Origin of the sequence: Garicola koreensis, assembly GCF_014195445.1 — a bacterium.
In the GTDB taxonomy this organism is placed as follows: domain Bacteria; phylum Actinomycetota; class Actinomycetes; order Actinomycetales; family Micrococcaceae; genus Nesterenkonia; species Nesterenkonia koreensis.
Genome location: NZ_JACIBT010000001.1, coordinates 760,859 through 784,055, shown reverse-complemented (window position 1 = coordinate 784,055; position 23,197 = coordinate 760,859). Strand labels below are relative to the sequence as shown.

General features: G+C 67.8%; 20 protein-coding genes. 17 read left to right on the top strand and 3 right to left on the bottom strand.

Features of this window, described 5'->3' with window-relative positions:
* Nucleotides 1-36 precede the first annotated feature (36 nt).
* The gene (aroB, locus tag FHX47_RS03660; RefSeq protein ID WP_183357493.1) at nucleotides 37-1,218 is read left to right on the top strand and encodes a 3-dehydroquinate synthase; all 1,182 of its coding nucleotides are present in this window, start codon (nucleotides 37-39) and stop codon (nucleotides 1,216-1,218) included.
* A gap of 184 nt (nucleotides 1,219-1,402) precedes the next feature.
* On the opposite strand, the gene FHX47_RS03655 is transcribed toward aroB, so the two are convergent.
* Entirely contained in the window at nucleotides 1,403-2,134 is a 732-nt protein-coding gene (locus FHX47_RS03655) for a hypothetical protein (protein WP_183357492.1), read from the bottom strand.
* Nucleotides 2,135-2,174: 40 nt separating this feature from the next.
* Nucleotides 2,175-2,528: a hypothetical protein gene (locus tag FHX47_RS03650; RefSeq protein ID WP_183357491.1), complete on the bottom strand. Its 354-nt coding sequence runs from the start codon at nucleotides 2,526-2,528 to the stop codon at nucleotides 2,175-2,177.
* A gap of 258 nt (nucleotides 2,529-2,786) precedes the next feature.
* Between FHX47_RS03650 and efp the strand changes: the two genes are divergently transcribed.
* From efp to FHX47_RS03575, 15 genes are all read left to right on the top strand, one after another.
* Nucleotides 2,787-3,350: an elongation factor P gene (efp, locus tag FHX47_RS03645; RefSeq protein WP_183357490.1), complete on the top strand. Its 564-nt coding sequence runs from the start codon at nucleotides 2,787-2,789 to the stop codon at nucleotides 3,348-3,350.
* A gap of 21 nt (nucleotides 3,351-3,371) precedes the next feature.
* On the top strand, nucleotides 3,372-3,785 hold the full coding sequence (gene nusB, locus FHX47_RS03640) for a transcription antitermination factor NusB (protein WP_183357489.1): 414 nt from the start codon (nucleotides 3,372-3,374) through the stop codon (nucleotides 3,783-3,785).
* A 109-nt stretch (nucleotides 3,786-3,894) separates the two neighbouring features.
* Entirely contained in the window at nucleotides 3,895-4,467 is a 573-nt protein-coding gene (gene pyrR, locus FHX47_RS03635) for a bifunctional pyr operon transcriptional regulator/uracil phosphoribosyltransferase PyrR (RefSeq protein WP_343064288.1), read from the top strand.
* Entirely contained in the window at nucleotides 4,464-5,477 is a 1,014-nt protein-coding gene (locus FHX47_RS03630; protein WP_183357488.1) for an aspartate carbamoyltransferase catalytic subunit, read from the top strand. Before pyrR ends, FHX47_RS03630 begins: the two co-directional genes overlap by 4 nt.
* Nucleotides 5,474-6,808, top strand: a complete 1,335-nt coding sequence (locus FHX47_RS03625) for a dihydroorotase (RefSeq protein WP_183357487.1) — start codon at nucleotides 5,474-5,476, stop codon at nucleotides 6,806-6,808. Before FHX47_RS03630 ends, FHX47_RS03625 begins: the two co-directional genes overlap by 4 nt.
* Nucleotides 6,805-7,452 (top strand): PH-like domain-containing protein, encoded by a 648-nt coding sequence (locus tag FHX47_RS03620; RefSeq protein ID WP_183357486.1) that lies wholly within the window; start codon nucleotides 6,805-6,807, stop codon nucleotides 7,450-7,452. The genes FHX47_RS03625 and FHX47_RS03620 overlap by 4 nt, the downstream gene beginning before the upstream one ends.
* A 20-nt stretch (nucleotides 7,453-7,472) precedes the next feature.
* On the top strand, nucleotides 7,473-8,744 hold the full coding sequence (gene carA / locus FHX47_RS03615) for a glutamine-hydrolyzing carbamoyl-phosphate synthase small subunit (RefSeq protein WP_183357485.1): 1,272 nt from the start codon (nucleotides 7,473-7,475) through the stop codon (nucleotides 8,742-8,744).
* Nucleotides 8,737-12,054 (top strand): carbamoyl-phosphate synthase large subunit, encoded by a 3,318-nt coding sequence (carB, locus tag FHX47_RS03610; protein ID WP_183357484.1) that lies wholly within the window; start codon nucleotides 8,737-8,739, stop codon nucleotides 12,052-12,054. Before carA ends, carB begins: the two co-directional genes overlap by 8 nt.
* Entirely contained in the window at nucleotides 12,051-12,962 is a 912-nt protein-coding gene (gene pyrF, locus FHX47_RS03605) for an orotidine-5'-phosphate decarboxylase (protein WP_343064287.1), read from the top strand. Before carB ends, pyrF begins: the two co-directional genes overlap by 4 nt.
* 113 nt (nucleotides 12,963-13,075) lie before the next feature.
* The gene (gene mihF, locus FHX47_RS03600; RefSeq protein ID WP_183357483.1) at nucleotides 13,076-13,396 is read left to right on the top strand and encodes an integration host factor, actinobacterial type; all 321 of its coding nucleotides are present in this window, start codon (nucleotides 13,076-13,078) and stop codon (nucleotides 13,394-13,396) included.
* Nucleotides 13,396-13,977, top strand: coding sequence for a guanylate kinase (gene gmk / locus FHX47_RS03595; RefSeq protein ID WP_183357482.1), 582 nt, complete (start codon nucleotides 13,396-13,398; stop codon nucleotides 13,975-13,977). The genes mihF and gmk overlap by 1 nt, the downstream gene beginning before the upstream one ends.
* Nucleotides 13,978-14,052: 75 nt before the next feature.
* Nucleotides 14,053-14,331, top strand: coding sequence for a DNA-directed RNA polymerase subunit omega (gene rpoZ, locus FHX47_RS03590; RefSeq protein ID WP_343064286.1), 279 nt, complete (start codon nucleotides 14,053-14,055; stop codon nucleotides 14,329-14,331).
* 47 nt (nucleotides 14,332-14,378) lie between these two features.
* Nucleotides 14,379-15,692: a bifunctional phosphopantothenoylcysteine decarboxylase/phosphopantothenate synthase gene (locus tag FHX47_RS03585; protein WP_183357481.1), complete on the top strand. Its 1,314-nt coding sequence runs from the start codon at nucleotides 14,379-14,381 to the stop codon at nucleotides 15,690-15,692.
* Between the two features lie 276 nt (nucleotides 15,693-15,968).
* Nucleotides 15,969-17,162 carry a methionine adenosyltransferase gene (gene metK, locus FHX47_RS03580; protein WP_343064285.1) on the top strand — a complete coding sequence of 398 codons (1,194 nt, stop codon included), beginning with the start codon at nucleotides 15,969-15,971 and terminating at the stop codon, nucleotides 17,160-17,162.
* Between the two features lie 44 nt (nucleotides 17,163-17,206).
* Complete coding sequence (locus tag FHX47_RS03575; protein WP_183357480.1) at nucleotides 17,207-19,222, top strand: primosomal protein N' family DNA-binding protein; 2,016 nt, start codon at nucleotides 17,207-17,209, stop codon at nucleotides 19,220-19,222.
* Between the two features lie 22 nt (nucleotides 19,223-19,244).
* On the opposite strand, the gene FHX47_RS03570 is transcribed toward FHX47_RS03575, so the two are convergent.
* Nucleotides 19,245-20,243, bottom strand: coding sequence for an alpha/beta fold hydrolase (locus FHX47_RS03570; protein WP_183357479.1), 999 nt, complete (start codon nucleotides 20,241-20,243; stop codon nucleotides 19,245-19,247).
* Nucleotides 20,244-20,692: 449 nt separating this feature from the next.
* On the opposite strand from FHX47_RS03570, the gene leuS reads away from it, so the two are divergent.
* Nucleotides 20,693-23,182, top strand: a complete 2,490-nt coding sequence (leuS, locus tag FHX47_RS03565) for a leucine--tRNA ligase (RefSeq protein ID WP_221206045.1) — start codon at nucleotides 20,693-20,695, stop codon at nucleotides 23,180-23,182.
* Nucleotides 23,183-23,197 lie beyond the last annotated feature (15 nt).

Below are 23,197 nucleotides of genomic sequence, written 5' to 3'. Positions count from 1 at the left end.
GCAGACAACACCACCGAAGGACCCAGGCCACATACTATGAGCCCGCAGACCGAGAATCCGGAGAACCAGCCGACGGCGGAGCAGAACACGGCCGCCGCTGAGCCCACTGTCATCACCGTGGGTGAGGGCAGCGCAGCCGGCGGTGATGTCCTGGGCTACGACGTCACCATCGGCCACGGGCTGCTCGCTGAGCTTCCCCAAGCCATTGGGCCGGCCGCAGAACGGGTCCTGGTCATCCACCCCCGGGCCCTGCGTGCCACCGGCGACGTGGTCCGCGATGATCTGGAGAAGGCTGGCTACCAGGCGGTCACCGCGGAGATCCCCGACGGGGAGGAGGGCAAACACATTCAGGTGTCCGCCTTCTGCTGGCAGGTGCTGGGACAGAACGACTTCACCCGCTCCGACGCCGTCGTCGCCGTCGGCGGTGGGGCGGTCACCGACGCGGCGGGCTTCGTCGCCGCCACCTGGCTGCGCGGGGTGCGGGTGGTGCACATGCCGACCACGCTGCTGGGCATGGTCGACGCCGCCGTCGGCGGCAAGACCGGCATCAACACCGCAGAGGGCAAGAACCTGGTGGGAGCCTTCCACCAGCCGGCAGGGGTGCTGGTGGACCTCGACACCCTGCTGACGCTGCCGCGCAACGAGCTGGTCGCCGGCCTGGCAGAAGTGGTCAAGTGTGGGTTCATCGCTGACGAGGAGATTCTGCGGATCATCGAGTCTTCCCCGGAGCAGGCGCAGAATCCGCATTCGACTCAGCTGCGGGAGCTGATCGAACGCGCGGTGCGGGTCAAGGCGGAGATCGTCAGTTCCGATGCCCGCGAATCCGGTCGCCGCGAGCACCTGAACTACGGCCACACGCTGGGCCACGCGATCGAACTGGCTGAGCGCTATCAGTGGCGCCACGGTGCGGCGATCTCAGTAGGCATGATCTTCGCCGCCGAGTTGGCCCGCAGCCTGGGCCGGCTCGACGACGCCACGGCTGACCGCCATCATTCGGTGCTGACCATGCTGGGGCTTCCGGTCACCTACCGTGACGACCGGTGGAACCAGCTGCTGGAGGGAATCCGCCGGGACAAGAAGAACCGCGGCGACACCCTGCGGTTCGTCCTGCTGAACCGGATCGGCCAGCCGGCCACCGTAGAGATCCCCGACCCCTCGATCCTCTTCGCCACCTATCAGGAGATCGGTGAATCGGCCTCACCGACTATCTCCCTCTAGCCCGCCGCCGGACCCGCCGGACTTTGCCGCGGTTCGAAACCGGGCTGTGCCGCCGCCCGATCGCAGAGGTCCTGCCTCTGCGTGGAGTTCTACCTCGACGATCTGGCAGAAGCTCTGCGATAAGTGTGAAGTAGGGGGCGGCACGGTGACGAAGGCGGGGTGAAGACGGCGCGGAGCCTGTGATTCAGGCCCGAGTGATCCGCGGAACGCCCGCCCGGGTCAGCAGCTGCACCAGGCGCGTGCAGTCCGGCTGCATCAGGTCCTCCCAGTAGAATCTGACGATCAGCAGTCCGGTGCTGCGGATGGCATCCTCACGGATCTTCTCCTGCCGCATCGCTGCGGTGAACCCTTGGTCGTACTTCTTCCAGCCGTCGAACTCGGCCACCACACCGGCAGCCTCCCATAGGAAATCGACCCGGTAGGTGGCGCCGTCGATGCTCATACTGACCTGAAGCTGGGGCTGTTGGAATCCCAGCTGACGGAACCTGGCCCGGGCCAGCGACTCGCCAGGAGACTCCGACAGCGGTGAAGCGAAGTCCAGCAGCTGCTCAATACGACGGCGGGCGCGTGCGGAGACCAGACTCTCAGCTAAGTGCTGCAGCTGATCAATGCGCTCAGAGCTTCGGGCCCCGGCCTGTCTCAACGCGGCTTCTAAGGGGACCAAACCATGCTCAAAATCAAGCCGAGAAAGGGTGTCCACCAATGCCAGCTGCAGCGGTTCAGTGTGCACCGGCAGAGTGTGGGTCCCATCGGCAGAGCCGTCGAGGGAGGGCAGGACGAGCTTGCGCTGTTCCACCGGATGCTCACGCGCTTCGGGCGCACTGACTTCCGGCACAGCTCTTTTCAGTACGTTTCCTTGTGGAACACTGTGCCCGGCCGTGGAGAATCCGCGGAACAGCGCATCGGAGTAGCTCAAACCCTGAGTGGCCCCGTGGTGGAGAGCGCGTGTCCAAAACTCACTGGACGAAAGTCTTCCGGTCAGTGAGGGCTGACTGATGGTGCGAACCGAGCTGGCTGAGTATTTTCGGACATGGACCTTTTGGGGGCACGGTCAGCAGAGGAAGCCCGTGCGCGACCAGTGCGGACTCCCGGCAGAAGACCGGGCTTCGCAGATGATGGTGGGCCGCGGCCAGCATCAACTGATACCGCTGGGAGGGATGGCAGCGAAACCACAGGGCGGCCGGCACGTAGATGCCGCGGCGCAGTCGCAGCAGACGGCCCTTCCCCAAGGCTTTGGCCAGCGACTCTCCCCACCCTGGGTCACCAGGTGTGTCCGTGGCCATCATCAGGGGGCGGGTCAGCGGTTCCATGGCTCCACAATGACTGGTCTCGGTTACTGCTGCAGAGCGACTTCACAGGTGTGGATGCGTCCTGCATACGTGGAGGTTGTCCTGATAGTGGCGCTGCTGCGGCACAGGTCGTGGGGCTTCTGCCGAATCGTGGAGCTGCAGCTCTGCGCACAAGCAGGAGCCCTGCGGACGCCGGTCGGGGGTGGCAGGCGGCCCGGCTGGAGGCTGTAGAATGAAGGGCTGGTATCCGCTTCACCGTGACAACAGAAGGTTAGACGAGTGGCATCATCCAACGACATCAAGAACGGCGCCGTGCTCAAGCTGGAGGGCCAGCTCTGGAACACCTTGGAGTTCCAGCACGTCAAGCCCGGCAAGGGCGGGGCGTTCATCCGCACCAAACTGAGGAACCTCTCCACCGGAAAAGTGGTGGACAAGACCTTCAACGCCGGGGCCAAAGTGGAGTTCGCCACAGTGGACCGCTCCGACTACCAGTACCTGTACCAGGACGGTGAGGACTTCATCTTCATGGACCTGCGTGACTTCGACCAGATCATGGTGCCCGGCACCGTGGTCGGCGATGCCGCGAACTTCATGCTGGAGTCCCAGGAGGTCTCCATCGCCATGCATGAGGGCACTGCGCTCTACCTGGACATGCCACCCTCGGTGATCTTGGAGATCACCTACACCGAGCCCGGGCTGCAGGGCGACCGGTCCAACGCCGGCACCAAGACCGCCACCCTGGAGACCGGTCACGAGATCCAGGTCCCGCTGTTCGTCGACCAGGGCACCAAGGTCAAGGTCGACACCCGGACTTCCGACTACCTCGGCCGCGTCAGCAGCTGAGCCTGAACTGATCAGCTGACAGTGGCAACACGAAGCAAAGCCCGGCTGCGGGCCCTTGAGATCCTCTTCGAGGCGGAGCAGCGCGAGCAGACCCCCCACGAGGTGCTCTCCACCCGAGTGGACAAGGCCAACATGGTCGTCAACGACTATGTCCGTACCATCATCACCGGCGTCGCCGAGCACCGCGAAGAGATCGACGAGCTGCTGGCCACCTACGCGCGCGGCTGGACTCTGGACCGCATGCCGCGGGTGGACCTGATGGCGCTGCGCATCGGCACCTGGGAGCTGCTCCACAACGCCGAAATTCCCGATGCGGTCGCCGTCTCCGAAGCCGTCGGCCTGTCGCGGCAGCTCTCCACTGAGGAATCCCCACGGTTCGTCAACGGCGTCCTCGGCCGGATCCAGAAGCTCAAACCCACCCTCGTTGAAGAGTGAACGCCCCGATAGCGTAGAGTTGCTCCAGCAGAGCAACTGCCCCGCAGACCAACTGCACAGCCACGCTCCTTTAAGCATCGTCCAGTGAGGCGAGGAAGGAGGCATTCGAGTGAGCGAACCGAACGCCGCAGCCGAATCATCGCAGGTGATGAGTGCCGCCGACATTGATCGCGCGCTGACCCGCATTGCCCATGAGATCGTGGAGGCCCAGCGCGGCACCCACGGATTGATCATCCTCGGCATTCCCCGCCGCGGGGCCCCCCTTGCTCACCGGCTCGGAGCCAACCTGGCCCGCATCGACGCGGATTTCACCCCCGACGACGCCGTAGGCGCACTGGACATCACCATGTACCGCGACGATCTGGGCAGCGGCGGCGCCCGGACCCCCGAGCCCACTGACCTGCCGCAGGCGGGAATCGACGGGGCCACAGTCGTGCTGGTAGACGACGTGCTCTTCTCCGGCCGCACCGTACGCGCTGCGCTCGACGCCCTCTCCGACCTGGGCCGCCCCGCTGCTGTGAGGCTGGCTGTGCTGGTCGACCGGGGGCACCGCCAACTGCCGGTGCGGGCCGATCACGTGGGAAAAAACCTCCCCACCTCCCGGGAGGAGCGGGTCTTCGTCCAGCTGGCAGGAGTCGACGACGTCGCCACCGAGGACGAGGCGGTGATGATCACCCGATGAGGCATCTGCTCTCCACCGCCGACCTCACCCGCACTCAGGCACTGCGCATCCTCGACACTGCCGAGGAGATGACCGGGGTCTCCGCCCGCGAGGTGAAAAAGCTTCCCACCCTGCGCGGACGCACCGTCGTCAACCTCTTCTTCGAGGACTCCACCCGCACCCGAGTCTCCTTCGAAGCCGCCGCCAAGCGGCTCTCCGCCGATGTGGTGAACTTTTCCGCCAAAGGCTCATCGGTGTCTAAGGGCGAATCGCTGAAGGACACCGTCCAGACCCTTGATGCGATGGGCGCCGACGCGATCGTGATCCGCCACGGATCCTCCGGAGCTCCGGCGCAGCTGGCGGCCTCCGACTGGTCCGAGGCGGCGGTGGTCAACGCCGGCGACGGGACCCACGAACACCCCACCCAGGCGCTGCTGGATGCGCTGACCCTGCGCCGGGACTGGCACGCCGCCCACTACGGGGAAGCCTCCAGCCCCCGCGGCACCGACCTGACCGGCATGCGGGTGCTGATCGTCGGCGACGTCCTGCACTCCAGGGTGGCCCGCTCCAACATCTGGCTGCTGACCACCCTGGGCGCCACGGTCTCACTGGTGGCACCGGGCACCCTGCTGCCGGTGGGCGTCGAGTCCTGGCCGGTCACCGTGCACTACAGCTTCGACCAGGCACTGGCCGCCGGACCCGACGCGGTCATCATGCTGCGCGTCCAGGCCGAACGCATGGGCGGCAGCTTCTTCCCCAACGCCGCCGAGTACGCCCGCCGCTGGGGGCTCACCGAGGAGCGCCTGGCAGTGGTCAACCAGCTGCGCCTGGCAGAGACCGAGGCGCCCGCACTCATCCTCCACCCCGGACCGATGAACCGCGGCGTGGAGATCTCCGCCGCCGCCGCAGATTCGGCCCAGTCCCGCATCACCGAGCAGGTCACCAACGGCGTTTCGGTGCGCATGGCCGTGCTGCACCTGCTGCTGACCGGATCCCGTGGCCACCACGACGACGACAGGAGCAGCCTATGAGCGGCGCCACCCTGATCACCTCAGCCCGGCTCTACGGCCAGGACCCTGCGGACCTGCTGCTGCGCGGGGGACAGATTGCCGCCGTCGGCGATGATCTGCGCTCCCAGGCCGCCGAGCAGCTCGACGAGGACGTCACCGTCATCGACGCGGAGGGGCTGATCGCCCTGCCCGGGATGGTGGACCTGCACACCCACCTGCGCGAGCCGGGCCGCGAAGACGCCGAGACCGTGGAGACCGGCACCCGCGCCGCCGCCCGGGGAGGCTTCACCGCCGTGCACGCGATGGCCAACTCCGCCCCGGTGGCCGACACCGCCGGTGTGGTCGAACAGGTCCACCGGCTCGGCCTGGAGTCCGGCTGGTCCGAGGTGTACCCGGTGGGGGCGGTCACTGTGGGCCTAGGCGGCGAGCGGCTGGCCGAACTGGGAGCCATGGCCGAGTCTTCCGCTGCGGTGCGCATGTTCTCCGACGACGGCCACTGTGTGGACAACGCACTGCTGATGCGTCGCGCCATGGAGTATGTGAAGTCCTTCGGCGGGTTCATCGCCCAGCACGCCCAGGAGCCGACGCTGACCGCCGAGGCGCAGATGAACGAGGGCGAGGTCTCAGCCACCCTGGGATTGCCCGGCTGGCCAGCGGTGGCCGAAGAGGCCATCATCGCCCGTGATGTGCTGCTGGCCCAGCACACCGGCGCCCGGCTGCACATCTGCCACGTCTCCACCGCCGGCTCAGTGGGGATCATCCGCTGGGCCAAAGACCGCGGGGTGGCGGTCACCGCAGAAGTCACTCCCCACCACCTGATGCTCACCGACGAGCTGGTGACCTCCTACAACCCGGTATACAAGGTCAACCCGCCGCTGCGCACCCGCGTCGACGTCGACGCGCTGCGCCAGGGTCTGGCTGAGGGCGTCATCGACGTGATCGGCACCGATCACGCACCGCACCCGACCCAGGCCAAGGAGTGCGAATGGGCGCAGGCCGCGATGGGTATGACCGGCCTGGAGACCGCCCTGCCGGTGGTGGCCCACGCCATGATCTCCACCGGGCTGATGGATTGGCGCCGCTTCTCCGAGGTCACCTCCACCGAACCCGCACGCATCTACGGCCATCAGCACCAGGGCCGGCCGCTGCAAGCCGGTGAGCCAGCCAACCTGATCCTGGTGGACCCGCAGGCCGCCGGTCCCATCCGCCCGGAGTCTCACGCCAGCAAGGGCCGCAACTCGCCCTTCGCCGGGCTCGAGCTGCCCGGCCGGGTCCGCTACACGTTCCTGGCCGGCCACCCGACCCTCGCCGAGGGTGAACTGGCCACCTCACTGACCGGGAGAGCAGCATGATTCTCACCACCGCACCGGATATGACCGGCACCTACCTGAACTACCTCTGGATCGCCCTGGGGATCATCGCAGTGTTCTGCGCACTCATCTGGCTGGGCTGGCGCAATCGCAAACGCCGCCAGCGTGATCTTGAGGCCCCGGTCGAGGTCCCCGCCCAGCTCATCGAGTCCGAACCCGAGATCGCCGCGGAGGGCATGGTCATCGGCACGGTGAAGGGGGAGCACTACCTGGACCGGGTCGCCGTGCACGAACTGGGCCTGCGCACGGTGGGACGGGTGGAGGTCCACTGGGCCGAGGCGTCGGCGGACCAGCCCCCGCCTCCCCACGGAATAGCGATCTTTCGCTCCGGGGCGCGCAACTGGTTCATTCCCGCCCAGCAGCTTCAGTATGCGGGCACCGACCACGGCATCGTGGGCAAGTTCGTGGAGAAGGACGGCACGATCATCATCGGCTGGACCCTCGGGGAGACTCAGGTGGCCACCGGGTTCCGGCCCCGGCACGCCGCCGAGGGCAAGTCGCTGCTGCAGGCCCTGAGCAGCCGCACACCCCACACCCCGCCGAGCACCCAGCCGAACACCGAACCGAACAGCCCGCCGTCGGAGGCTGAGACCGACTCGCCCTCAGCCCAGAGCCCCCACCTGTAGAAGGAGACGCCGCCTACCCCATGAGCACCACAGACACCCTTGCGCTGCTGATCCTCGAAGACGGAACCGTCTACGAGGGTGCGGCCTACGGCGCAGCCGGCACCGCCCTGGGCGAAGCAGTCTTCAACACCGGTATGACCGGCTACCAGGAGACGCTCACCGACCCCTCCTACCTCCAGCAGATCGTGGTCCAGACCGCACCGCACATCGGAAACACCGGCGTCAACGATCAGGACCCGGAGTCGCGCCGCATCTGGGCGGCCGGATACGTGGTCCGCGACGCCGCCCGCCGGGCCTCCAACTGGCGGGCGATCGGAACCCTGGACGATGAGCTCACCGCCCAGGGGATCGTGGCCATCAAAGACATCGACACCCGGGCCGTCACCCGCCGGCTGCGGGACAGGGGCGCGATGAAGGCCGGGGTCTTCTCCGGCGAGGCCGCCGCCCGGCCGCACTCCGAGCTGCTGGCTGAAGTGCGGGCGCAGCCCGATATGCGCGGCGCCCGGCTGGCCCAGACGGTCACCACGGAGGAGGCCTACCTCGTGGAGCCCGCAGAGCACCAGTGGCAGGGCGAACCGCTGGGCACCGTCGTCGCGGTGGATCTGGGGATGAAGCACATGACGCCGGTGCGCATGGCCCAGCGCGGACTGCGGGTGCACGTGCTGCCGGCCGACACCAGCTTCTCCACCATCGCGCAGCTGAAGCCCGACGGGGTCTTCCTCTCCAACGGGCCGGGCGACCCGGCCACCGCGGAGGAGCAGATCAGCCTGCTGCGAGAGATACTGGACTCCGGCACCCCGTTCTTCGGCATCTGCTTCGGCAATCAGATCCTCGGCCGGGCCCTGGGCTTCGACACCTATAAGCTCACCTTCGGCCACCGCGGCATCAACCAGCCGGTGATGGACCACGCCACCGGAAAAGTCGAGATCACCAGCCAGAACCACGGCTTCGCCGTCGACGCACCGGTGGGGGAGACCCTCACCGCGCCCGAGTCGCGCTACGGCCGGGTCCAGGTCAGCCATTCCAGCCTCAACGACTCGGTGGTCGAAGGGCTGCGCTGCCTGGACATTGCCGCCTTCAGCGTTCAGTACCACCCCGAGGCCGCCGCCGGCCCGCACGACTCCGCCTACCTGTTCGACAGGTTCGTCGAACTCATCACCGCCCACCGCAGCGGCGCACAGCTCACCGGCGCCGACACCCTTGCCCCGACCGACCGGCGGCCCAGTGCCGCTGAGACCACCACCGCCGACTCCGCCCCCGCCGCCACAGGAGGACACCAGACAAATGCCTAAGCGCTCCGACCTCAACTCCGTGCTGGTGATCGGTTCGGGCCCGATCGTGATCGGCCAGGCCGCCGAGTTCGACTACTCCGGAACACAGGCGCTTCGGGTGCTCAAAGAAGAGGGCATCCGGGTGATTCTGGTCAACTCCAACCCGGCCACCATCATGACCGACCCCGAGTTCGCCGACGCCACCTACGTGGAGCCCATCAGCGCCGATGTGATCGCGAAGATCATCGCCAAGGAGCGTCCCGACGCCCTGCTGCCCACCCTGGGCGGCCAGACTGCGCTGAACGCTGCGATCGCCCTGGACAAGACCGGCACCCTGGACGAGTACGGGGTGGAGCTGATCGGAGCCAATATTGCTGCCATCGAGCTGGGCGAGGACCGCGAAAAGTTCAAAGGCGTCGTGGAGCGCTGCGGCGCGGAGTCGGCGAAGTCACTGATCGTCCACTCCATGGAGGAGGCGCGCGGCGCCGCCGATGAGCTGGGCTACCCCATGGTGGTGCGCCCCAGCTTCACCATGGGCGGGCTCGGCTCCGGCATGGCCTACAACGAGACCGACCTGCACCGCATCGCCGGCGCCGGGCTGCAGTACTCACCCACCAACGAGGTGCTGCTGGAGGAGTCCATCCTCGGGTGGAAGGAGTTCGAGCTGGAGATGATGCGCGACTCCAACGACAACGTCGTCGTCGTGTGCTCCATCGAGAACTTCGACCCGGTGGGCGTGCACACCGGCGACTCGATCACGGTGGCCCCGGCGATGACACTCACCGACCGCGAGTACCAGAAGCTGCGCGACATCTCCATCAACATCATCCGTGAGGTCGGGGTGGACACCGGCGGCTGCAACATCCAGTTCGCCGTGGAGCCTGACACCGGCCGGGTGGTGGTCATCGAGATGAACCCGCGGGTCTCCCGGTCCTCGGCGCTGGCCTCCAAGGCCACCGGCTTCGCCATCGCCAAGATCGCCACCAAGCTGGCCGTGGGCTACACCCTGGACGAGATCCCCAACGACATCACCCAGAAGACCCCGGCGAGCTTCGAGCCCACCCTGGACTACGTGGTGGTCAAGGTCCCGCGCTTCGCCTTCGAGAAGTTCCCCGCCGCGGACCCGACGCTGACCACCACGATGAAGTCGGTGGGGGAGGCGATGTCCCTGGGCCGGAACTTCACCGAGGCGCTGCAGAAGGCCCTGCGCTCCCTGGAGCAGCGCAGCAGCGAATTCACCTTCGACGACGACGCCGACCTTGCCACCCTGCTGCAGCAGATGGCCACCCCCACCACCGATCGGATCTACCAGGTCCAGCACGCGCTGGCCGCCGGGGCCGACTTAGACGAGATCTACCGGATCACCGGCATCGACCCCTGGTTCCTGGACCAGATCCAGCTGATCAACGAGGTCGGCGACGCCACCCGCGAAGCACCGGAACTCGATGCCGCCGTGCTGCGCCGGGCCAAGCGCCACGGCTTCTCCGACGAGCAGATCGGGCGGCTGCGCTCGATGGATCCCGCCGTGGTGCGCGGGGTGCGCCACGCCCTGGGGATCCGGCCGGTGTTCAAGACTGTGGACACCTGTGCCGCCGAGTTCGAAGCGTTCACCCCCTACCACTACTCCAGCTACGACATGGAGGACGAGATCACCGGGCACCAGAAGCCCTCGGTGATCATCCTGGGCTCCGGGCCCAACCGGATCGGGCAGGGCATCGAGTTCGACTACTCCTGCGTCCACGCCACGATGGCGCTGCGGGATGCCGGCTACGAGACGGTCATGGTCAACAACAACCCGGAGACCGTCTCCACCGACTACGACGTCTCCACCCGGCTCTACTTCGAGCCGCTGACCCTGGAGGACGTGTTGGAGGTCATCGCCGCGGAGGAGCGCACCGGGGGAGTCGTCGGCGTCTTCGTGCAGCTGGGCGGGCAGACACCGCTGAAGCTGGCACGCCAGCTCGCCGAGGCCGGTGTGCCGATCCTGGGGACCTCCCCGGAGGCGATCGACCTCGCCGAGCACCGCGGGGCCTTCGACCAGGTGCTCACCGGTGCGGGGCTGGTGGCTCCGAAGAACGGGACGGCGGTGAGCTTCCAGGACGCGAAGGCGATCGCCGACACCATCGGCTACCCGGTGCTGGTGCGCCCCTCCTACGTGCTGGGCGGCCGGGGCATGGAGATCGTCTACGACGAGCCCGGCCTGGCTCGCTACATCCGGCACGCCACCGAGGTCAGCGCCGAGCACCCGGTGCTGGTGGACCGGTTCCTCGAAGATGCCATCGAGGTCGACGTCGACGCGCTCTTCGACGGCACCGACCTGTACCTGGGCGGCATCATGGAGCACATCGAGGAGGCCGGCATCCACTCCGGGGACTCCTCCTGCGTGCTGCCGCCGATCACCCTGGGCCCCGAGGTGCTGGCCCGGGTCCGCGAGGCGACAGCGTCGATCGCAGCCGGAGTGGGGGTGCGCGGACTGATCAACATCCAGTTCGCGCTCGCCGCCGATGTGCTCTACGTGATCGAGGCCAACCCGCGGGCCTCCCGCACCGTGCCCTTCGTGTCCAAGGCCACCGGGGTGCAGCTGGCCAAGGCTGCCGCCCTGATCGGCACCGGGGTGAGCATCGCCGAGCTCCGCGCCGGCTCCGGGCACGCGGCCGCCGGGATGCTGCCCGAAGCCGGCGACGGGTCCCAGCTGCCCCCGGGCGCACCGGTCGCGGTGAAGGAGGCCGTGCTGCCCTTCGCACGGTTCCGCACCACCGACGGCCGCGTCGTCGACTCGCTGCTGGGCCCGGAGATGCGCTCCACCGGTGAGGTGATGGGCATCGATAAGCACTTCGACACCGCGATGGCCAAGTCCCAGCTGGCGGCGAACAATCCGCTGCCCAGCTCCGGAAAAGTCTTCGTCTCAGTGGCCAACCGGGATAAGCGCGGGATCGTCATGCCGGTGAAGCGCATGGCGGATCTTGGCTTCGGAATCGTCTCCACCGGCGGCACCGCCGATGTGCTGCGTCGCAACGGCATCTCCTGCGAAGTGGTGCGCAAGATCGCCGAAACCCCGGAGGAGAGCGGAACTGTGCTGGAGCTGATGGAGGCCGGACGCATTGATCTGATCCTCAACACACCCAGCGGCGGCGATGCCCGCAGCGACGGCTACGAGATCCGCGCCGCCGCCACCAGCCTGGGACTCCCGGTGATCACCACGGTGGCCGGGTTCGGCGCCGCCGTCCAAGCCATCGAAGCCCAGCGCACCTTCAGCTGGTCCGTCGCCTCCCTGCAGGAGCACGCGGCACGGCTGCACCAGGCTGGTCTCACCGCCGCAGGGGCCGCGTGAGCCTGTCGCAGCCGGGATTCGGGGCTCGGCTTGCTGAGGCCTATCGGGCCTATGGGCAGCTGTGTGTGGGCATCGACCCGCATCCGGGCCTGCTCACCGCCTGGGGGCTCAACGACGACGCCGCAGGGCTGCGTGAGTTCGGCCGCCGCATCATCACCGCGGCAGCGGGCCGCGCGGCCGCGGTCAAGCCTCAGGTGGCCTTCTTCGAAAGCTGCGGCCTCGGCGGGATGGCCGCCTTGGCGGACATCATCGCCGAGGCGAAGCAGGCGGGCCTGCTGGTCATCGCCGACGCGAAGCGCGGAGACATCGGCTCCACAATGGCCGCCTATGCTGAGGCCTGGCTGAACCCGCAGAACGATTTCGGCGCCGACGCGCTGACCGTCAGCCCCTACCTCGGATTCGGCTCCCTGGCCCCGGCGGTGGAAGCCGCCCAACGCTACCGGGGCGGGCTGTTTGTGCTGGCTCTGACCTCCAACCCCGAGGGGCAACAGGTGCAGCTGGCCAGGCGCGAGCAGGAGGTGGCCCCGGGGGCGAGCTCGGCGTCCACAGTGGCCGGTCACATCGCCTCCCAAGTCCAGCAGATCAACACAGCGCGGCCGGCGCCGGATGGAGCAGCGGTGGGTGAGACAGCGGTGGGTGAGACAGCGCTAGGTGATATTGGGCTCGTCGTCGGTGCTACCACCGCGCCCCTGGCCAGCAGCAGCGGGATAGATCTCACAGCCGGCCGGCCTGCGCTGCTGGCCCCGGGATACGGCGCCCAGGGAGCCACGGCCGCACAGCTGCGATCAGGGTTCGGCTCCGCCTGGCCGCAGGTGCTGGTCAACTCATCGCGGGCAATCCTTGAGCAGGGCCCGGAGGTTGCCGACCTGATTCGCGCGATCGAGGCGTCGCAGGCTGAGCTGCGATGACGATTTTCGCCGCCGTTCGGACACACACTGTTGCCCTTCACTGTGATTAGCGTTACATTCTCCGAAAAGGGAGTGCCCGGCTGGGCACAGCATGACGCTGAGGAGTTTTCACCGTGGCACTGCGAGAACTGACCCAGACAGAGCGCGATACTGCTCGGCAGAAGGCGCTGGCGGCCCGAGCCGAACGTGCGGAGGTGAAGAAGGGGTTCGGCGCAGGCACCCTGAGCTTTCAGCAGGTGCTGGCGGCCGCAGACAGCTCGGAGGCCGTCGCCCGGCTGAAGACGCTGGAGCTGCTGGAATCGCTGCCCGGCGTCGGCCGGGTCACCGCCACCCGGATCCTGGAGGAGCTGCACGTCTCGATCAACCGTCGTCTCGGCGGGCTCGGGGTCAAGCAGCGCAGAGCACTGGTTGCGCGTCTGGCAGAATTGGGCTGATGCCTCATACCCCACACGCCGACCCCGCCGTGACCGTGCTGGCCGGTCCCACATCAGTCGGAAAATCGACCCTGAGCGGCCACATCCGGACCCACTATCCGCAGGTCCACTTCTCGGTGTCGGCGACCACCCGCCCCGCCCGCCCCGGCGAGGTGAACGGGGAGGACTACTGGTTCATCGACCCGCAGGAGTTCGACCGACTGGTCCAGGAGGACGCTCTGCTGGAGTGGGCCACCGTCCATGGGCGCCACCGCTACGGCACGCTGCGCTCCACCGTGAAGGACGCCCTGGCAGCCGGTAAGCGGGTCCTGTTGGAGATCGACCTGCAGGGGGCCCGCCAGGTGCGCCGCAGCATGCCTGAGGCGCAGTTCGTGTTTCTTGCACCTCCGAGCTGGGAAGACCTGATCTCCCGGCTCAACGGCCGCGGCACCGAATCGCCCGAGGAGCAGCAGCGTCGGCTGCAGACCGCCCGAGTAGAGCTGGCCGCAGAATCGGAGTTCGACGTCACGATCATCAATGACGACGTCGCCCGTGCCGCCGCAGAGCTGGTTGAGCTGGTGTGCGCTGACCAGCAGGTCTGAGGATCACCGCGCTTCTGCGGTAGACTTGACAGGCTGAATACGACGAAGACCAACCCGCAAAGGAAACACTCCCACGTGACTGAGCAGCTCGAAGGCATGATCGACCCGCCGATCGACGACCTGGTGACCAAGGCCGACTCCAAATACTCCCTGGTGCTCTTCGCCGCCAAGCGGGCGCGGCAGATCAACAACTACTACGCCCAGCTGCACGAGGGCCTCTTTGAGCACATCGGCCCGCTGGTGGAGACCCAGCTGAACGAGAAGCCGCTCTCCATCGCCCTGCGCGAGATCAATGAGGGCCTGCTGACCCAGAAGTCCCCCGCCGCCCAGTCCGCCGAGACTGACCCGGCCTGAGCTCCGCCGCCCTGAGGCACCGACCAGCCTCGGGCGCCTAGCCACCTATGCGCATCGTTCTGGGAGTCTCAGCGGGGATCGCCGCCTATAAGGCTGTGCACCTGGCACGGCTGCTGAAGGAAGATGGGCATCAGGTCGACGTCATCCCCACCAGCGCCTCACTGGAGTTCGTGGGCCGGGCCACCTGGGAAGCCATCAGCGGCCGACCGGTGACCAGCTCCGTGTTCGAAGGCGTCGATGAAGTCCGCCACGTCCGGCTGGGGCAGGAGGCCGACCTTGTCGTCGTCGCCCCGGCGACAGCCGACCTGCTGGCCCGAGCCCGCATGGGCGCCGCCGATGACCTGCTGACCTCGACGCTGCTGGTCAGCAGAGCACCGACGCTGCTGGTGCCGGCGATGCACACCGAAATGTGGCAGCACCCAGCCACCATCGACAGCGTCAACGTGCTGCGCACACGCGGCATCGAGGTCATGGACCCTGCCGAGGGTCGGCTCACCGGCAAAGACTCCGGCCCGGGTCGGCTGCCGGAACCTGAAGAGATCCACGCCCGGGTCCGCGAGCTGCTGACGCCACCCGGCCCCACCTTCGCCTACGCACCCCTGACCGGGACCCATTACGCACCCGATGCCGATGCCCAGCCGTCACTGCAGGGCCGGACCGTGGTCGTCACCGCAGGCGGGACCCGCGAACCCCTGGACCCGGTGCGCTATCTGGGCAACCGATCCTCGGGCAAGCAGGGGTTCGCCCTGGCCGAGCAGGCTGCGGCAGCCGGTGCACAGGTGCACCTCGTCGCCGGCATCACCGAAGCCGAGCCGCCCACCGGGCATGCGCGGATCTCAGTGGAACGCATTGAGACCGCCGAGGAGCTGCAGGAGGCCGTCCGGCGTCGCAGCGCGGGCGCCGATGCGCTCATTATGGCCGCCGCCGTCGCCGATTTCCGGCCTGCCGACTACGCGCAGGCCAAGATCAAAAAGACCGACGACGGCCAGAACCCGGTCATCACCTTGGAGCGCAATCCGGACATTCTCGCTGATCTGGTCGAGCATCGTCGCAGCAGCGGGGAGGGGCCGCCGGTCATCGTGGGCTTCGCCGCGGAGACCGGCGGCGGTGATGATGATCCGATGAAGCTGGCGCAGCAGAAGCTGCAGCGCAAGGGGTGCGACCTGCTGGTGCTCAACCAGGTGGGGGAGAACCTGGTGTTCGGCCGCGACGAGACCGAGATCCATGTGCTGGCATCCGCAGCGGCGCAGTCCGCCCTGGGAGAGAGCGAGCCGGTGAGCTGGCGCGGCACCAAGGCTGAGGCGGCCGGCGTCGTCGTCGCCCGCACCGCCCAGCTGCTGGACGCTTCCAGCCGCAGCTGAGGCCATGTCCTGACAGCTGGGTGCCCCGTATTTCCGCCGTCCTGCTGCCCTACTGGCAAGTATCCCCGCGTTGTGAAAAAACTGCGCCTCCTCAGGGGGGTGAAACTTCACAACGCTGGGAAGAATGCGCGAAGCATGCTGACAGCCGGTGGGACGGCGGGTGCAACGCTCGGCGGGGTGGAACGGTCGCGGGAGAGAGCGCCGGGGGAGGCGTGGGCGTGAACGCGTGTGACGAAAGCCCAGCGAGACTGTTCCGCACACCGCTAGGATGAGCGGGTGAGCACTTCAGATTTCCTGCGCCTGTTCTCCTCGGAGTCGGTGACCATCGGCCATCCGGACAAAATCTGCGACCAGGTCTCGGACAGCATCCTTGATGCGATGCTGAACCTGGATCCCAATTCCCGGGTGGCGGTCGAGGCGCTGACCACCACCGGACTGGTCCACGTTGCCGGTGAAGTCACCACCGACGCCTACGTGGAGATCCCGCAGATCGTCCGCCAGACCCTGCTGGGGATCGGCTACGACTCCTCAGCCAACGGGTTCGACGGCGCCCGCTGCGGCGTATCAGTCAGCATCGGCCAGCAGTCGGCGGACATCGCCGGGGGCGTGTTCAACTCGCTGGAGGCCCGCGACGGCGCCGTGGACCCGCGCGACGCCCAGGGAGCAGGCGACCAGGGCATCATGTTCGGCTACGCCACCAACGAGACCGACACCTACATGCCCACCTCGATCGCATTGGCCCACCGGCTCTCCGCGCGGCTGACCGAGGCGCGGCAGTCCGGGCAGCTGGACTACCTGCGCCCAGACGGCAAGACCCAGGTGACCATCGGCTACGACGGCGACACCCCGGTGACCCTGGACACTGTGGTGGTCTCCAGCCAGCACACCGCCGAAACCACCCAGCAGCAGCTGCAGAAGGATATCTCTGAGGTCGTCATCAAACCGGTGATCAGCGAATCCGGGCTGCAGCTCAACGACCTGCAGGAGATCATCAACCCCTCCGGGCCCTTCGTCATCGGCGGGCCCGTCGGCGACGCCGGGCTGACCGGCCGCAAGATCATCGTCGACACCTACGGCGGCTTCGCCCGGCACGGCGGCGGTGCCTTCTCCGGCAAGGACCCCTCCAAAGTGGATCGGTCCGCAGCCTATGCGATGCGCTGGGTGGCGAAGAACGTGGTGGCCGCCGGGCTGGCCGACCGTGCCGAGATCCAGATCGCCTACGCGATCGGCCGTGCCCACCCGGTGGGAATCTATGTGGAGACCTTCGGCACCGAGAAGGTCGATCCCGCCAAGATCTCTGCGGCCATCCGCGAAATCTTCGACCTGCGTCCGCTGGGCATCATCGAAGAGCTCGACCTGCTGCGGCCCATCTACGCCGAAACCGCCAAGAACGGACACTTCGGCCAGAGCCACTTCCCCTGGGAGCAGCTCAACCGGGTCGATGAGCTGAAGAGCCTCTTCGGGGCGTAGTCCCGCGGTCGGCACTGTCCGAGCGGCCACGTAGCATCGAAGGTATGAGCACTCAGCAGCCGCACAGCGAGGACGGCCGGTCGCGGCAGCCCGCGCTGCTGGACTCCCTGGCCGCCCCGGCAGTCTCTGCGCTTCCGGCCGGCTCGGCGCAGCAGCAGCCGGTGGCCCAGGTGCTGCTGGAGACTGCGGTGCCGCACCTGGACCGGCCCTTCGACTATGCGGTGCCGATGGACTTCGACGAGAAGGTCGTGCCCGGGTGCCGGGTCAAGGTCCGCTTCTCCGGCCGAGAAATGTCCGGCTACGTGCTGTCGCGGACCCAGCAGTCCTCCACCGGTGTGCGGCTGAGCCTGCTGAGCAAAGTGGTCTCCCCGCTGCCGCTGCTGGCGGGGCAGATCCATCAGCTGGCCGAGCAGGTGGCCCAACGCTACGCCGGGGTCACCGCTGACGTGCTGCGCGCGGCCATCCCGGCACGGGCCGCCCGGGTGGAAAAGGAGTTCAGCTCCCTGGCGCCGCCGCAGACTCAGCCGCATCCCGAGGAGCCGGGGCCCCGGCAAGCGGGGCTGGCGCTGAAGGGCTACGGTGAGCAGGGCCCGGCCCACTTGATTCTGCAGGCCGTGCAGCAGACACTCGCCGACGATGGCGATGCGGTCGTCGTCGTGCCTGATCAGCGTGATGTGGAGCAGGTTGCCGGCCTGTTGGAGGCTGAGCTGGGGGAGGAGGCCGTGGCCCGGCTGACGGCGGAGATGGGGCCTACCCCCCGGTACCGCGCCTATCTGCGGCTGCGCTTCGGCCAAGCCCAGGTGGCCGTGGGCACCAGGTCAGCGATCTTCGCGCCGGTGGCACGGCCGAAGCTGATTGTGATGCTCGACGACGACGATCCCAGCCACGCCGAGCCGCGCGCGCCCTACCACCATGCTCGTGAGGTGGCACTGCTGCGATCGGTGCAGACGGGGGCGGGACTGCTGTTCCTCTCCACCGCCCGCAGCCTGGAGGTGCAGCGCCTGGCTGAGCGCGGCTGGCTGCAGGAGCTGGCGCCGCAGGGTCGGACCAGGCGGGCCGCGGCACCGCTGGTGCGGGCCACCAGCGACTCCTACACCCAGGAGCGTGATCCCTCGGCACACCGGGCACGGATGCCGCACACCGCCTACCGGGCCGCCCGCGAAGGCCTGGAGCATGGGCCGGTGCTGGTGCAGGTCGGCCGGGCCGGGTTCGTTCCGGCGGTGCTGTGCCAACGCTGCCGCAGCCGCCAACAGTGCCCCGACTGTTACGGGCCCCTGGCCCTGCCGGGGAACTACGCCCAGTCCCGGGCGCTGCGCTGCCGCTGGTGCGGACTGCACCACCGCCAGCACCGGTGCGCAGAATGTGGTCACACCTCCTTCCTCGCCGCAGCCCGCGGCGCCGACCGCACCGCCCAGGAGCTGGGCCGGGCGTTTCCAAACATCCCAGTGGTCTCCTCCACCGGAGATCAGCCGGTAGAGACCATCGGGGAGCTGCCTGCCCTAGTGGTGAGCACCCCGGGGGTGGAGCCTGCGCCGGCCACCGGATACAGTGCGGCGCTGCTGCTCGACGGCGATGCCCAACTGGCCCGCGAAGGCCTTGATGTGCCCCGCCGGGTGCTGGCCCGCTGGTTCAAGGCAGCCTCCCTGGTGCGGGGGCACAGCTCCGATCCGGCTCAGTCCGGCACAGTGGTGGTCACCGCTTCACAGGATGAGCTCACCGGCGCCCTGGTGCGTTGGGACCCCGTTGGCTATGCCCGCGATGAGCTCTACCGGCGCCTGGAGCTGGGCCTGCCGCCGGCCAAACGGATGCTTAGCCTCACCGGTGATCCTGCCGAGGCGCAGGCGCTGATCAGTGAGGTCGAGCTGCCGCAGGGCGTGGAATGGATCGGCCCGGCGCCGGTGGAGGAGGGCAGGCACCGCTGGCTGCTGTTCTTCAGCTTCGCTCAGGCTGGGGACGTCATCGCGGAAATCCGACGCGCCCGGCGCACCTCCAGTGCCACGCCCACCGGGGGCAGGGCACTGCGGATCGGGGTCGACGACGTCGCCACGCTGCAATTCTGAGCCTTCCCACAGGTGCGTGGGCTCAGAGGGCGCGCAGGAACCGGCGCATCGCCCGGGCCAGCTGGGCGGGCTTCTCATAGTGCAGCAGGTGTCCCGCCCCACGGATCATCTCCATGTGCCCCTGCGGCAGGGCAGCACGCAGCCGACGTCGTCCGGTGCGGGTGCTCAGCTGATCCTGGGTGCCCGGCAACAGTGCGACCGGCAGGTGAAGGTCCTGCGCATAGTCGGCCACAGTGTGCCTGCTGGAGGCCCAATACGCCTCCCACAGCGTTTGCCGGTCGGCGTAGCTGCCGAAGAACTGCCGGTGCTGATCGCGTACATAGCTCTGCACGGCAGGGTCGGCCTCCACGATCATGGTCAGGTTGGTCAGCCCCAGAATCGCAGCCGAGCGCAGCAGGGCGTTGGCGCAGCGTTCGGGAAGCACCCGGGTGAGTCGGTAGTAGAGCTCCACGGCGGAGGCGCCGGCCAGCATCGGTCCGGAGAAGACACCGTCGCTGATCGGTGCACTGAGCACCAGCCCGGCCCACTGACGCTGGTGCTTGGCAATATGGGCCGAGGCGATCGTGGTGCCGAAGGAATGGCCCATCAGCACATCATCAGCTCCCAGGTCCAGCTGCTGGGACAGCCGGGCCACCAGCCCCGCATAGAGATCCACGGAGTGCTCCACTCGGCGGCCGGAAGCCCCCCGAACCGGTGGGGTCTGCCCAAAGCCGGGCAGGTCTGGGACGAGCACCTCGAAGTCGGGCAGCGCGTCGACGATCAGCTGCATCCCGTGGTGATCACCGCGGAACCCGTGGATCATCAGCAGCCGCGGCCGTCGCGCAGACTCGTCAGCCGAATCGCCGGTGGGGGCGTAGCGCCACAGGGCCACCTCGGTGTGCAGCCCGGTCCAGCGGGATCCTGGGCCGAGCAGGCTGAACGTCACCGGGATGCTGATGCGCTCACCGGCCCGGTGCGGATAGCCCACCCAGGCAGGGGGCGGCTGCGGTGGCGTCGTCGTGCTGCTCTGCTGTGGGTTCACGGGACTCAGTCTAGAACCCGCTCAGTCTGGAAACCGCTCAGTTCAGAGCCTGCCCAGCCAAGACCGGCTCAGTTCAGATCGGGTGGTGCTGGGTCTGAGCCAGGAGGCTGTCGTGGGAACAGCCTCAGTGTGGAATGGATGGTCCAGCCGGGCGCACTCGGGATCGATTGTCAGATTCTTGTCGTTATGGGCGTACGGGTCGCCCCAGAGCACCCACAATCCATCAACCGATGCTCAGGGGAGCCGCGCGTTTCGGCGGCCGGGACGCTGGCCGGCGCGGTGGGCGCAGAGCACAGCGGACGGGGAGCGAGCGGAGCCGGCGAAAAGGCGGTGACAGCCGGGTGTGAGCGGGCAGGCGGGGTTCTCACTTAGACTGGTGCGAGTTGATAATCCTTCCTGCCCATACGCGGAGGCTGCCGTCTCTGCGCCGATGATCCTGAGGTGTCCCACTGGTGAGCGAAACCCCCGCGACCGCTGAGAAGCAGACCTACGACTTCCGCCGGATCGAAGAGCGCTGGCAGCCGTTCTGGGAGCAGGACGGCACCTTCGAGGTGGACCCCGACGATCCCCGGCCCAAGAAGTACGTCTGCGATATGTTCCCCTACCCCTCAGGGGACCTGCACATGGGGCACGCGGAGGCCTTCGCGATCGGCGACGTCCCGGCCCGCTATGCGCGGCTGCGCGGCTACAACGTGCTGCACCCCATCGGCTGGGACTCCTTCGGGCTGCCGGCGGAGAATGCCGCGATCAAGAACAACGCCCACCCCGCCGAGTGGACCTACAGCAACATTGAGACCCAGGCCGCCAGCTTCAAGCGCTACGCGATCAGCACCGACTGGAGCACCCGTCTGCACACCTCCGATCCGGTCTACTACCGGTGGACCCAGTGGCTGTTCCTGCAGCTCTACAACCGGGGACTGGCCTACCGGAAGAACTCACCGGTCAACTGGTGCCCCAGCTGCCAGACCGTGCTGGCCAATGAGCAGGTGGTCGAGGGCGCCTGCGAACGCTGCGGCACCCCGGTCACCAAGCGTGCGCTGAACCAGTGGTACTTCAAGATCACCGACTACGCCGACCGGCTGCTGGACGATATGGATCAGCTTCAGGGCGCCTGGCCGGACCGGGTGCTGGCCATGCAGCGCAACTGGATCGGCCGCTCCACCGGCGCCTCGGTGAGCTTCGCCGTCGAAGGGGACGACGCCGAACCCATCAGCGTCTTCACCACCCGGCCCGACACGCTCTACGGGGTGACATTCATGGTGGTCGCCGCCGACGCCGACCTGGCTGTGCAGCTGGTCACCGAGACTAAGCGTGCGGAACTAGAGACCTACCGGGAAGGCCTGAAGACCGTCTCGGAGATCGACCGGCAGTCAGCGGACCGCAAGCGGACAGGCGTGTTCCTGGGCCGCTACGCGGTGCACGCGCTCACCGGGGAGAAGCTGCCCATCTGGGCCTCCGACTACGTGCTGGCCGACTACGGCACCGGTGCGGTGATGGGTGTGCCCGCCCACGATCAGCGCGATCTGGAGTTCGCCCGGGCCATGGACCTCAACGTCAACGTCGTCGTCGACACCGGCGAAGAGGACCCGGCCACCTCCGGAGTCGCCACCGCAGGTGATGGCATCGCGATCAATTCCCCCAAGTGGCAGGGCCTGGCCAAGGACGAGGCGATCACCCGGGCGATCGAAGTGCTGGAGCACGACGACGCCGGAACCGCCAAGGTCAACTACCGGCTGCGTGACTGGCTGCTCTCCCGCCAGCGCTTCTGGGGCGCGCCGATTCCGATCATTCACTGCCGAGACTGCGGGGAAGTGCCGGTCCCCGACGACCAGCTGCCAGTGACCCTGCCCACTGATATGCGCGGCGAGCAGCTTGCCCCCAAGGGCCAGTCCCCGCTGGCCTCCAACGAGGACTGGGTCAGCGTGGACTGCCCGGCCTGCGGCAAACCGGCCACCCGGGACACCGACACGATGGACACCTTCGTGGACTCCTCCTGGTACTACCTGCGCTATATCGCACCCCACAGCACCGAAGAGATCTTCCCCACTGAACAGGTCAACCAGTGGCTGCCGGTGGAGCAGTACGTCGGCGGCGTGGAGCACGCCATCCTGCATCTGCTCTACTCCCGGTTCATCACCAAAGTGCTCCACGACCTTGAGCTGGTGAACTTCACCGAACCCTTCTCCGCCCTGCTGAACCAGGGTCAGGTCCTCAACGGCGGCAGGGCCATGTCCAAATCCCTGGGCAACGGGGTGGACCTGGGCGAACAGCTGGACACCTACGGGGTGGACGCGGTGCGGCTGACCATGATCTTCGCCTCCCCGCCGGAGGACGACGTCGACTGGGCCGATGTCTCACCTTCGGGGTCCGCGAAATTCCTGGCCAGGGCCTGGCGCATCGCCCAGGACGTGACCAGCCGGGCCGGGACGGACCCGAGCCAGGGGGCCCAGCAGCTGCGCCGGGTCACCCACCGAGTGATCGCCGACGTCCAGGGACTGCTGGAGGATCAGAAGTACAACGTGGTCATCGCCCGCGTGATGGAGCTGATCAACGCCGCCCGCAAGGAAATCGACTCCGGAGCCGGGCCCGCCGATCCGGCAGTGCGTGAGGCCGCCGAGACGGCCGCTCAGATCCTCTCGCTGGCGGCGCCCTACACCGCCGAAGACATGTGGGCGATGCTGGGCCGGCAGTCCTCGGTGGCCAACTCGGTGTGGCCGGACTACGACGAGGCCCTGCTGGTGCAGGAGACCATCACCGCCGTGGTGCAGGTCAAGGGCAAACTGCGCGACAAACTGGAGGTCTCCCCGGACATCAGCGAAGCCGAACTCGAGGCTCAGGCGCTGGCGCTGCCGAAGATCCAGAAGTACATCGACGACGACGGCCCGGTGCGCAAAGTGATCGTCAAGGCGCCGAAGCTGGTCAATGTTGTCACCAGCTGATGGGGCTGTGACCAA